This is a genomic window from Aeromonas piscicola (assembly GCF_000820005.1).
In the GTDB taxonomy this organism is placed as follows: domain Bacteria; phylum Pseudomonadota; class Gammaproteobacteria; order Enterobacterales; family Aeromonadaceae; genus Aeromonas; species Aeromonas piscicola.
This window is the reverse complement of the sequence record NZ_CDBL01000079.1, coordinates 23,245-34,855: the sequence shown is the minus strand read 5'-3', so window position 1 is coordinate 34,855 and position 11,611 is coordinate 23,245. Positions and strand designations below refer to the sequence as shown.

Genomic DNA, 11,611 nt, shown 5'->3' with positions numbered 1-11,611 from the left:
CGTGGATATTCGCCAGCTGCTGCGCGCTGCCATCGCCGATGGCGGGCGTCCCGGCGAGCTGCCTCAGCTCATCCTGTTGCATGCCAGCCCGGGCCAGGAGGAGTCGATGCTGGCCAGTATCGAAGCCGAGCTGGGAACGACCGTCCCTGTCGTGGGAGGCTCGGCGGCCGACAACAGTGTCAGCGGCGACTGGCAGTTGTGCTGGGATGAGGGCAGTGCCCGCGAGGGAGTGGTGCTGGCGGTGCTCTATCCCGATTGCCAGCTGGCGTTCCAGTTTCATTCGGGCTATGTCCCGACCGAGCATCGCGGCACCATTACCGCCCTGGCGGGGCGCGAGATCCTCACCATAGATCATGAGCCCGCCGCCGAGGTCTACGCTCGTTGGACCGGGCGAGCCACTGCCTGGCCTGTGGGGCCCATACTGCGGGATACCACCCTCTCGCCGCTGGCCCGCCAGGTGGGCACCCTGGACGACATGCCCTATTACAAGCTATCTCATCCCGAGGCAGTGACAGAAGGTGGCGGATTGCGCCTCTTCACCGATACCCGCCTCGGCGAGCGACTGCTGCTGATGTACAGCAGTCAGGAAGGCTTGCTGCAACGCAGTCTGAATGCGACTCGCATCGAACCCGAGTACGGCATGACCGCCGAGATGCAGCCGTTCGGGGCCCTCGTGATCTTTTGTGCTGGTTGTCGCTTGGCTCTTGGTGATAGCTTATGCCAATTCGTCGATCAATTTCACACCCGGCTGGGGGAGATCCCCTTCATTACTCCGTTCACCTTCGGTGAGCAGGGGCGTCTGCCCCACGGTGAGCTGGCACACGGCAACCTGATGGTATCGAGCGTGATCTTCCTCGACAGCTGATATATGGCGCTGGAAACAAGATGATAGGTAATACGGAATTGGAAGCCCTGGGTGACAAGCTGCAGACCACGCTGGTGGAGCTGGTGCGTTGCCGGGAACGCGAGGCCAAGTACCGCCAGGAGTCGCAGACCCTGCTGTGCGGGGTTGCGACACTGGCCGATGCCCAGACCCTGGAGCAGGTGCTGGACAGCCTCATCCAGGCGCTCAAGCCCTTCATTGGTTTCGAACATGCGGATGTGGTGGCCTGGGAGGCTGGTGGCGGCATCACCCACCTCAGCACCCAGGATGGCGAGGTGGGGCGCAGCTGGCAGCTGACCCCGCTCTTCTCTCGCGCCATCGAGGGGGAGACCCTGGTCATCTATGATCCGACCCAGTTGCCCGAGCTGGCGCCACTGGCCGATGTGGCCGGCTGGGCCAGCGTCATGATGACGGGGTTGCGCTCCCCCGGCTTCTCCGGCGTCCTCATATGCCGTCACGCAGTGATGGGTACCTTCGATCTCAAGAGCAAGGCGGCGATGCAACGCTGCCGTCCGCTCATCTCCCAGGCGCTGGTCAACATCGCCTATCGGGCCCGCTTGCAGGAGCAGGTCGAACTCAAGACGCTGGCGCTGCAGACCAGCGAGCAGCGTTTTCGCAGCTTCGCCGGCATGGCCTCCGACTGGTTCTGGGAGACGGACACGGAGCACAGGCTCAGCTATGTGTCGGCGCCCGGCTATCAGGGGGATGTGAAAGCGCATCCGCCCGGTCAGAGTCTCTACGATTACGTCTATGATCGGCGGGATCCCGAGTGGGGCAAGTACCGCCGCCTCATCGAGTTGCATCTGCCGGTGCGGGCGGTGCGAGCCCAGGTCAGCCTGGCCAAGGGGCCCTGCTGGATGGAGATCAATGCCGAGCCCTGCTTTGACGCCGCCGGTCTCTTCATCGGCTATCGCGGCACGGCGCGGGATGTGGGCAACCAGATCCGCCGCGAGCAGGAGCTGGCCCGGGCACGGGATGAGGCCGAGGCGGCCAACCGTGCCAAGTCGCAGTTCCTGGCCATGATGACCCACGAGATCCGCTCCCCCATGAATGCGGTGTTGGGCATGCTGGATCTGTTGCAACATGCCCAGCTCGAGCCTCAGCAGCAGACCCTGCTCGGACATGCCACCCACTCGGCCCGTCTGCTGCAGACCATCATCGACGATGTGCTCGATTTCTCGAAAATAGAATCCCATACCCTGGAGTTTCATTGCGAGACCCTGCTCCCCAGCCAGCTGTGCCAATCCCTGATCGAACCGCTGCAAGAGCGCGCCAGGAGCAAGGGCATAGCCCTGCGCTGGCGGGTGGATGAGGCGGTTCCGTCCCAGTTGCAGGGGGATCCGGTGCGGCTGTCACAGGTGATCAGCAACCTGCTCGGCAACGCGGTGAAGTTCACCAGCCAGGGCAACGTCTTGCTGCAACTGGGCTGGCACGATCAACGGCTGCGGGTGTCGGTCACCGATACCGGGATCGGCATCTCGGCCGAGGATCAGGCGCTCCTGTTCGAGCCCTTCTCCCAGGTCGACAGCTCGGCGACCCGCCGTTTCTCCGGGACCGGGCTGGGGCTGGCCATCAGCAAACGGCTGGTGGAGCTGATGGGCGGAGAGATCCGCCTGCAGAGCGCGCCCGGCCAGGGCAGCTGCTTCTGGTTCGAGCTGCCCGGCATGGCGCTGCCGTGCGAGTGCAGCAGCCGGCCCGAGCCGGATCAATTGCCCATTCAGGATCTGGATGTGCTGGTGGTGGAAGACAGCCCGGTCAACCAGCTAGTGGTGTCCCTCATGCTGCAAAAATTGGTGAGCCGGGTACGGCTCGCGGCCAATGGCCTGGAGGCGCTGGCCCAGGTGGCGGAGCAGCAGCCGGATCTCATCCTGATGGACATGCGGATGCCGCAGATGGATGGGCTGGAGGCGACTCGCCGCTTGCGGGAACTGGGCTGCAAGGTGCCCATAGTGGCCTTGACGGCCAATGCCATGGCCGAAGACAGGGCCCGTTGCCTGGCTCAGGGAATGGATGATTTTCTGGCCAAGCCCATCAGCCTGATGCGACTGAGAGAGTGCCTGCAGCGCCATATCTGCTCAGTGTTGCCGGATCGCAGGTAAAAAAAATGGTCAACCTAGGTGGTTGACCAATTCTTCAGCAAATACTGAAGAGAGCACGGGATAAATCGGGTTGTACGGTTCTATATGAAAAAGTCGTGCCAACTTTTCAGAACCTGTTTATGCGGCTTGCGGCTGTGTTATTGCTTTTTATCGATCACCGCCGTTTGCAAAATGCGAAAATATTATTTTCATTGTGGGAATATTCGCATTTTGCAATGTTCTCTTTGACTCACTGTGCGATCAGTCGGCGCAAGAATTGACGGGCCGCTTCGCTATTTTGTTTGGCAATCAACATCTGTTTTTCGTAGATGGGCATGGGCAGAATTTCGAGCCAGCGTTGGCAGAGCCAGGCCGCATCGTCAAACTGCTTGTCCGGGTAGAGCTCATCGAGCTCCGGATACTGCTCGAACACTTCCCGCAGCCGGGTGACCAGCGGTTTGTCACTGAAGTCTGAATGGGCGCTCGGCCAGTTGGGCAGCGCTTCGACCTTGGCCCGGCGCAATCCCATTTCGTCCGTTTCCATTTCATGGATGCAGAAACGTTCCATGCCGAGCACAGTGACGCCGAGCAGGCCGTCATTCAGGGTGTAGAAATCGGTCACTTTGACCCGGGTTCCGACCGGCAGTATGCGCCCAGACTTGCCCGTGGTGGTCGCCTCTTCCATCACTATGCCGAAACCCTGGTCATTGATGAATGACTCTTTGAGCATCTGCAGGTGGCGCGGTTCAAACAAACGCAGTGGAAGCTTGCCACCAGGCAGTATGTGGGAAGGCAAGGGGAACAATGCCAAAGGTTGAAGTTTCATGTTCCGTCCTCCATTGAGTAGTTGCTGAATAGGACAATGCAGCGACTGTGCCAGAGGATGATAAAAGCCCCAGAATGGGGGTGTCAGTCTCCAGCTTGAGGATTAAAGTCATTAATAATCAGTTAGTTATATTTTTATGTTTTCTGCCGATGTGACCCCGTAGTCAGCTGGATACGGCCGGATCCTGGTTACTCGGCCCCCACTCTCTCCGCGTCCTGAATTGAAGCGCATCGCATCTTGCAAAGAGCCAAGTGCAAAATGCGCATGGCCGTTGCGACGGCGTGCAAACCGCGTTGCTGGCCTGAGTACAAGGTGTGAGCAGGCAGGGGGGCCCGGTTCGGGCACGAGAAGATAGAAGTGTGTCGCAGTGACGGATGCGGTGAATCAGCGGGTGAATTTCGCTTCCACACAAGCGAGATTGTGTGGTCGCCCATCTTGCTTGTTGTGGGGCAAAGGGCGGCAGGCCCGGTTTCGGGCAAATTTAGCGCAGATAAGGAAAGCCCCGACGATGCGGGGCTTTGGTGTTTTCTCAGTCTGGTCAAGGCACGAATATAGAGCGCAACAAGGCGCTCGGCTGCATGCTCTGCCAGCGCGCGTTAGTTGCGCTGCTCCAGGTACATGACGGCTGCTTCCACGCGGCTCTGGGCCTCGAGTTTCTTCAGCAGACTCTTCACGTGAACCTTGACCGTGCCCTCGGAAATATGGAGCACGGAGGCGACCTGTTTGTTGGAGAGGCCCTTCGCAATCTCGCGCAGAATCTGCATCTCGCGACGGGTCAGGCTCTCCAGCTTTTGCTGCAGATGATCCAGCTCGTAGATGTTCTCGAGGTAGGGGCGCAGCGGCTCGCTCAGGATCTGTTTGCCGGTCATCACATCCGCCAGCTGGGCGAGCAGCATCTCCGGCTCGGTATCCTTGAGCAGATAGCCATCGGCGCCGGCCTTGAGCAGGGCGACCACGTCCTGGCGGGCGTCGGAGACGGTCAGGATCACCACCCGGGAGGTGACCTCTTCGGTGCGCAGCGCCTTGAGGGTATCCAGACCGGAGAGGCCTTTCATGTTGAGGTCGAGCAGGATCAGATCCGGTTCGGACTCCTTGGCCATGGCGACGGCGTCGGTGCCGTTGGACGCTTCACCGACCACCTCTATGTTCTCTTCCAGGGCCAGCAGTTGCACAATCCCTTTGCGCATGAGGGGATGGTCATCCACGACCAGAACACTATATTTCATCTCGTCCATCAGGCATCTCTTGTTAGGCTGGTGGGAAAGGTCAGATGTACGCAGGTGCCTCTGGGCGGCTGCTCGCTGATGGTCAGCAGACCATGCAACTTGCTGGCACGCTCATTCATGATGCTAAGGCCATAGTGGTTGACCGCCGAGCTTGCGATCCCTATTCCAACACCGTCATCTGAAATCTGAACCTGAATGTTACCATTGGCGAGGGTCTCACAGCTAACATCAATCACTTGCGCGTTGGCATGTTTGATGGCGTTGAGCACTGCCTCACGGATCAGCTGCAGGATATGGATATGCTGGCCCGCCTCCAGATCCGTGTCGGCCAGACCGTAATGGAGCCCGATCTCGGCCTGGGTCTGTGGCTTGAGCTGTTCCAGCATCACCTTGATGGCTTCCCCCAGATTGGCGTCACCGATACTGAGGCGGAAGGTGCCGAGCAGTTCACGTAGTTGGGTGTAGGCGCTGCTGAGCCCCTCGTCGATCTGCTGCATGGCGGCCTCTGTCTTGCCGGACTCCCCCTTGGCAAAGGCGCGTTTGAGTAGGGTGGACTGGATCTTGAGGTAGGAGAGCGCCTGGGCCAGCGAGTCGTGCAACTCGCGGGCGATGACGGCCCGCTCTTCCATCAGCAGCAGCCGCTGATGTTGCAGCAGGGTCTGATCCTTGTGCAGCACCTGGGCCAGCAGCATGGAGAAGTTCTTCATCAGTCGCTCGTCGATGGGGTGAGTGCTTATCATGTCGAGCCGGCCATACTCCTGCTCATCCATCTGCAGATGAAAGCTCACCACTGAGTCGAGATCACCGGGCCAACCCTTGCGCCCCGTGATGTAGTCCGGCATGGCGTTGTGTTCGAAGCGGGTCAGCCGTATGTGGTCTATGTGCTGATGGGCCGCCGCCCGCTCCAGCAGCTTGAGCAGGGTGCGCCGGCTCAGCGGCGCCGCATGCAGCTTCTGGGCTGTGCTGTAGAGGAAGGAGAGGGTGTCGTTGGCCTGCTGCAGCTTGGCGGTCTTCTCTTCCACCTTGCTCTCCAGCTCCCGATAGAGCTTGCCCAGCTCGTCGGCCATGGTGACGAAGGCGGCCGACAGCTCTCCCAGCTCGTTCTCGCAATGGGGGGGCAGGGTGAGATCGAACTCCTGGCGCTGGATCTGGCGGGCGCAATAGACCAGCTGGTTGAGCGGTGCCACCACCTGCTGGCGGGTAAACCGCACGGTAAACCAGGCGATGGTGATGATGGAGAGCAGCCCCAGCCCCTCTGCCAGCGCCAGCATGCGCACCTTGAACTCCACGTGGTACTGCATCTGGTTGACGAAGTCATCGATGGCCGCCACAAATTGCTCAGTGTTGTCGGTGTACCGTCTGGGGGTGGCATTCTCGATGTGCTCGCGCATCACCTGCCATTGCAGCAACACCTCGCCATAGGTACGGCGCAGGGAGGCAGGGGTGATCCAGCGCTGGGTTTCCTGCAACTCGGCCGCATGCAGCGTCTGTTCAAACTGATCGAGTCGTCCCAGCACGGGTTGGCCTTGCTCTATCTCGTAGGCCATGCGGTAGGCCTGCATTCGCAGCGAACCCGACAGGTTGATCGCTTTGGCATCGGGCACCGAGTAGAACAGGGTCACCATGGCCACCACGGCGATCAGGCTCGCCATGAACAGAATGAGCACCATTGAGCGCCCGATGGCGCTGCTGACTGAATGCACTTTGAACCACTTTCCCATGCTGATCGTCTTCCTTCGCACCAGACAATAACCCCACAAAGTAGCATGGGAGTGTACTCCAACTTGTGCTAGCATCGAAAAACTAGATGAACTCCGAGCTGTTTTGCCTAAGTCCTTGCGATACGGGAAAACCGCCGTCAGCCGATGTTCGAGCTGTAAGGGTCAGGAAAGAAATGCCCTGGCCTCCCGTATTTGGAAAGGTGTTTATGTCGCCACTGCAAGATGGTTTTTCCCGTCGTTTTTACTATTTGCGCCTGTCGGTCACCGATGTGTGCAATTTTCGTTGTACCTACTGTTTGCCGGACGGTTATCGTCCTCCGGACGGAAACAAAGAGGGGCGCAAGTCGTTTCTCTCGCTGGACGAGATCCGCCGCATTGTCTCGGGCTTCGCCGCGATGGGCACCCGCAAGGTGCGCCTGACCGGAGGCGAGCCCTCCCTGCGCCGAGATTTCACCGCCATCATAGAGACGGTGGCCAATACCCCGGGCATAGAGAAGGTGGCCATGACCACCAATGGCTACCGCTTGAAAGAGCGCGCCCAGGAGTGGTTCGATGCGGGCCTCACCGCCCTCAATGTCAGCGTCGACAGTCTGGATCCCCGTCAGTTTCACCAGATCACCGGTGAGAACAAACTGGCGGAGGTGATGGACGGGATCGAAGCGGCGCTGGCCGCCGGCTTCAAATCGGTGAAGATCAATGCGGTGCTGCTCAAGGGGCTCAATGACCATCAACTGGATGCGTTTCTGGCCTGGATCAGGCACAAGCCCATCGAGCTGCGTTTCATCGAGCTGATGCAGACCGGCGAGATGGATACCCTGTTTCAGAACCATCACGCCAGCGGTGATCTCATCAAGCAGCGGCTGCTCGAGAGTGGCTGGGTCCAGCAGCTGCGTGGTGCGGATGATGGTCCGGCCCAGGTCTTCATGCATCCGGAGTCAATGGGGGGCGTGGGGCTCATCATGCCCTACAGCAAGGATTTCTGTGCCGGGTGCAACCGGCTGCGGGTCTCCTCCGTGGGCAAGCTGCATCTCTGTCTGTTCGGCGACAACGGGGTGGAGCTGCGTGACCTGCTGGCGGCAGACAACCAGCAGGATGCGCTGCAACAGCGCATTCGTGCCGCCCTCACCGGCAAGGCTGCATCCCACCGTTTGCACGAGGGCAATGCCGGCATGACCCCCCATCTGGCCTCCATCGGCGGCTAACCCTCAGGTGGGCTTGAAAAATAGCCATCGATTAATAAGCAATCCTCAAATGGGGGTATTTTCACCTGCCCCCCTTCTCTCTCTTGACGCCAAGGGTTTGATCCAGCGCAAGAATCCCCCCTGTTTATCTCCCTAGTGGTATATCCCTGACCTTGTCAGGGCCGCAATATACACCCACTCTTATAATAGGTATTGAAAATGCCTGTCATGGGACTCGCTCGTGCGCTATCAACCACCAGAAAGGAGTAGATATGCCGGATGGGGTCAACCTGTCGCGTCGTGGTCTGTTTCGAGGTCGTCTGACATCGAGCGACCCTCGGGTTCAGTTGCCCTGGTCAGTCTCCTGGCCCGAGTTCGTGGCCGACTGCACCCGCTGTGGCGACTGCCTGGCAGCCTGCCCGGAGCAGATCCTGATCAAGGGCGACGGTGGTTATCCTGCGGTGGATTTTCTGCGTGGCGAGTGCACCTTCTGTGGTGATTGCGTCACGGCCTGCAAGGCGCCGGTATTTCGTCCGATGACGGAGGCGCCCTGGCGATACATAGCCCATATTGAAGCCAGCTGTCTGGCCAGTACCCAGGTCTTCTGCCAGCGCTGCCAGGATAGCTGCGAAACCCGTGCGATCCGCTTTTCTCCCGTGCTGGGCCGGGTACCGACTCCCAGCATAGATGCCGCCTCGTGTACCGGTTGTGGCGCCTGCGTGATGGACTGTCCGGTGGGCAGCATCCGGGTCGGCGCACCCAAATCCGAGGATCCAACATGAGTCAGGATGTGTGTGAAGCAGGAGCCACAATGAACCAAGAGTTCCATGTATCGAGCCTGGTGGTGCTGACCCAGCCCTCCCTGCGTCACCAGCTCGCAGAACAGATAGCCTCCCTTGAGGGGGCCGAGGTCCACGCCGTCAGTGAGATCGGCAAGTTGGTGGTGACCCTGGAAGGGCCCAGTCAGCGCCCCATCATGGCAGCCATAGATGCAATAAATGCCATGCCGGGCGTGTTGTCCGCCGCCCTGATTTACCATCAGTTCGATGAGCTCGATGTCGAATGCAATGAATAGAAGCGCCGTGAGGGCGAGGCCGCGAGGTTCGCGATGCCTGATAAAAGCAATAAAGCGCCATGAAGCTGAGCCAGCGCGGCTCGTCACTATGGCTGTCATTGATGTGATTAAGCAATGCGAGGAAATGTCATGAAGCTGAGTCGACGCGACTTTATGAAGGCCAATGCGGTGGCTGCTGCCGCGGCCGTGGCCGGAGTCAGTGCCCCCACGCTGGCGGCCAACCTGATCACCAGCACCGACAAGACCGCCATCACCTGGGATAAAGCACCCTGCCGCTTCTGCGGTACCGGCTGTTCCGTGCTGGTGGGCTCCCAGAATGGGCGCGTCGTGGCGACCCAGGGCGATCCTGATGCACCGGTCAACCGGGGCCTGAACTGCATCAAGGGCTACTTCCTGTCCAAGATCATGTATGGCCAGGACCGGCTGACCCAGCCCATGCTGCGCATGACGGATGGCAAGTTCGACAAGAACGGTGACTTTGCCCCCATCAGCTGGGATCAGGCATTCGACATCATGGCCGAGAAGTTCAAGGCGACCCTGAAAGAGAAAGGGCCGACCGCCGTCGGCATGTTTGGCTCCGGCCAGTGGACAGTGTGGGAAGGCTATGCCGCCGCCAAGCTGATGAAGGCGGGGCTGCGGACCAACAACCTGGATCCCAATGCCCGTCACTGCATGGCCTCGGCCGTGGTGGGTTTCATGCGCACCTTCGGCATGGACGAGCCCATGGGCTGCTACGACGACATAGAGCAGGCCGATGCCTTCGTGTTGTGGGGCTCCAACATGGCCGAGATGCACCCCATCCTCTGGTCACGCATCTCGGATCGCCGTTTGTCTCATCAAGAGGTGCAGGTGCACGTGCTCTCCACCTTCGAGCACCGCAGCTTCGAACTGGCCGACAACGGCATGGTGTTCACGCCGCAGACCGACTTGGCGATCCTCAACTACATAGCTAACTACATCATTCAGAACGACAAGGTGAACTGGGAGTTCGTCAACAAGCACACCCAGTTCCGCAAGGGGGTCACCGACATCGGCTATGGCCTGCGTCCGACTCACCCGCTGCAACAGCAGGCGAAGAATCCCGACAGTGGTGACTCCACCCCCATGAGCTTCGATGAGTTCGCGAAATTCGTGGCGGACTACGATGTCGACTCGGTTGCCAAGCTCTCCGGCGTCTCCAAGGACAAGCTCGAGAAGCTGGCCCAGCTCTATGCCGACCCGAGCAAGAAGGTGGTCTCTTACTGGACTATGGGTTTCAACCAGCACACTCGTGGCGTCTGGGCCAACAACCTCTGCTACAACATCCACCTGTTGACCGGCAAGATTTCCACCCCGGGTTCGGGTCCCTTCTCCCTGACCGGTCAGCCTTCCGCCTGCGGTACCGCGCGCGAAGTAGGCACCTTTGCCCACCGTCTGCCGGCCGACATGGTGGTGACCGAGCCCAAGCATCGCGCCATCGCCGAGAAGATCTGGAAACTGCCGGAAGGCACCATACCGGACAAGGTGGGTTATCACGCCGTGCTGCAAAACCGCATGCTCAAAGACGGCAAGCTCAACGCCTACTGGGTGATGTGCAACAACAACATGCAGGCCGGCCCCAACATGAACGAGGAGGGGCTGCCCGGTTACCGCAATCCGGCCAACTTCATCGTGGTGTCCGATCCCTACCCGACCGTGACTGCCCAGGCTGCCGACCTCATCCTGCCCACCGCCATGTGGGTGGAAAAAGAGGGGGCCTATGGCAATGCCGAGCGCCGCACCCAGTTCTGGCACCAGCAGGTCAAGCCGCCGGAAGGGGCCAAGTCCGACTTGTGGCAGCTGATGGAGTTCGCCAAGCGCTTCACGGTGGAAGAGGTGTGGCCGGCCGAGCTTATCGCCAAGATGCCGGAAGTGAAGGGCAAGACGCTGTTCGACGTGCTCTACGCCAACGGTCAGGTCGATCAGTTCCCGAAAGAGCAGAGCAAGGGCGCCCTGAACGACGAGGCCGAACACTTTGGTTTCTACGTCCAGAAGGGGTTGTTCGAGGAGTACGCCAGCTTTGGCCGTGGTCATGGTCACGATCTGGCCCCCTTCGATCAGTATCACGAGGCGCGCGGTCTGCGCTGGCCCGTGGTGGATGGCAAGGAGACCCTGTGGCGCTATCGCGAGGGGTTCGACCCCTATGTGAAGGCGGGTGAGGGGGTGCGTTTCTACGGCAAGCCCGATGGCAAGGCGGTGATCTTCGCACTGCCCTACGAGCCGGCCGCCGAGGCGCCGGACAAAGAGTTCGACATGTGGCTCTCTACCGGCCGCGTGCTGGAACACTGGCACACCGGCACCATGACCCGTCGCGTGCCCGAGCTCTATCGCGCCTTCCCGGATGCCGTGCTCTTCATGCACCCGGAAGATGCCAAGGCCCGTGGCGTGCGTCGTGGCGAAGAGGTGATCGTCTCCTCCCGCCGTGGCGAGGTGAAGACCCGGGTCGAGACCCGCGGCCGCAACCGTCCGCCCAAAGGTCTGGTATTCATGCCCTTCTTCGACGCGAGCCAGCTGGTCAACAAGTTGACCCTGGACGCGACGGATCCGCTCTCCAAAGAGACGGATTACAAGAAGTGCGCCGTCAAGGTCGTCAAGGCATAAGG

General features: G+C 60.3%; 9 protein-coding genes and 1 riboswitch. Of the genes, 6 read left to right on the top strand and 3 right to left on the bottom strand.

Annotated elements, in window-relative coordinates; all coding sequences use genetic code 11:
- A partial coding sequence (locus BN1128_RS20865) for an FIST signal transduction protein (RefSeq protein WP_042872401.1) occupies window positions 1–865 on the top strand: 865 nt, incomplete at its 5' end.
- 20 nt (window positions 866–885) lie between these two features.
- Complete coding sequence (locus BN1128_RS20860; protein ID WP_042872398.1) at window positions 886–2,982, top strand: hybrid sensor histidine kinase/response regulator; 2,097 nt, start codon at window positions 886–888, stop codon at window positions 2,980–2,982.
- Between the two features lie 229 nt (window positions 2,983–3,211).
- On the opposite strand, the gene BN1128_RS20855 is transcribed toward BN1128_RS20860, so the two are convergent.
- The 3 genes from BN1128_RS20855 to narQ all read right to left on the bottom strand — a co-directional run bounded on the left by BN1128_RS20855 (window position 3,212) and on the right by narQ (window position 6,734).
- Window positions 3,212–3,787, bottom strand: a complete 576-nt coding sequence (locus tag BN1128_RS20855; protein WP_042872396.1) for an LON peptidase substrate-binding domain-containing protein — start codon at window positions 3,785–3,787, stop codon at window positions 3,212–3,214.
- 596 nt (window positions 3,788–4,383) lie between these two features.
- Entirely contained in the window at window positions 4,384–5,022 is a 639-nt protein-coding gene (narL, locus tag BN1128_RS20850; protein ID WP_011705476.1) for a two-component system response regulator NarL, read from the bottom strand.
- A complete protein-coding gene (narQ, locus tag BN1128_RS20845) occupies window positions 5,022–6,734 on the bottom strand; it encodes a nitrate/nitrite two-component system sensor histidine kinase NarQ (protein ID WP_042872394.1) in 1,713 nt (570 codons plus the stop codon). Before narQ ends, narL begins: the two co-directional genes overlap by 1 nt.
- Before the next feature lie 79 nt (window positions 6,735–6,813).
- A riboswitch (molybdenum cofactor riboswitch) is annotated at window positions 6,814–6,953 on the top strand.
- Between narQ and moaA the strand changes: the two genes are divergently transcribed.
- The 4 genes from moaA to napA all read left to right on the top strand — a co-directional run bounded on the left by moaA (window position 6,941) and on the right by napA (window position 11,609).
- Entirely contained in the window at window positions 6,941–7,936 is a 996-nt protein-coding gene (gene moaA / locus BN1128_RS20840) for a GTP 3',8-cyclase MoaA (RefSeq protein ID WP_042872387.1), read from the top strand. It overlaps the preceding riboswitch by 13 nt.
- Window positions 7,937–8,187: 251 nt before the next feature.
- Window positions 8,188–8,697: a ferredoxin-type protein NapF gene (gene napF / locus BN1128_RS20835; protein ID WP_042872386.1), complete on the top strand. Its 510-nt coding sequence runs from the start codon at window positions 8,188–8,190 to the stop codon at window positions 8,695–8,697.
- 29 nt (window positions 8,698–8,726) lie between these two features.
- The gene (locus BN1128_RS20830) at window positions 8,727–8,990 is read left to right on the top strand and encodes a chaperone NapD (protein WP_042872385.1); all 264 of its coding nucleotides are present in this window, start codon (window positions 8,727–8,729) and stop codon (window positions 8,988–8,990) included.
- 129 nt (window positions 8,991–9,119) lie between these two features.
- Window positions 9,120–11,609 carry a nitrate reductase catalytic subunit NapA gene (gene napA / locus BN1128_RS20825; RefSeq protein ID WP_042872384.1) on the top strand — a complete coding sequence of 830 codons (2,490 nt, stop codon included), beginning with the start codon at window positions 9,120–9,122 and terminating at the stop codon, window positions 11,607–11,609.
- The last annotated feature ends 2 nt before the right edge of the window (window positions 11,610–11,611 follow it).

Excerpts from the sequence above, each read along its gene's own strand:
- napA (WP_042872384.1), top strand. The coding sequence starts at position 9,120 with ATGAAGCTGAGTCGACGCGACTTTATGAAGGCCAATGCGGTGGCTGCT.
- narQ (WP_042872394.1), bottom strand. The coding sequence starts at position 6,734 with ATGGGAAAGTGGTTCAAAGTGCATTCAGTCAGCAGCGCCATCGGGCGC.
- BN1128_RS20855 (WP_042872396.1), bottom strand. The coding sequence starts at position 3,787 with ATGAAACTTCAACCTTTGGCATTGTTCCCCTTGCCTTCCCACATACTG.
- BN1128_RS20860 (WP_042872398.1), top strand. The coding sequence starts at position 886 with ATGATAGGTAATACGGAATTGGAAGCCCTGGGTGACAAGCTGCAGACC.
- napF (WP_042872386.1), top strand. The coding sequence starts at position 8,188 with ATGCCGGATGGGGTCAACCTGTCGCGTCGTGGTCTGTTTCGAGGTCGT.
- narL (WP_011705476.1), bottom strand. The coding sequence starts at position 5,022 with ATGGACGAGATGAAATATAGTGTTCTGGTCGTGGATGACCATCCCCTC.
- moaA (WP_042872387.1), top strand. The coding sequence starts at position 6,941 with ATGTCGCCACTGCAAGATGGTTTTTCCCGTCGTTTTTACTATTTGCGC.
- BN1128_RS20830 (WP_042872385.1), top strand. The coding sequence starts at position 8,727 with ATGAACCAAGAGTTCCATGTATCGAGCCTGGTGGTGCTGACCCAGCCC.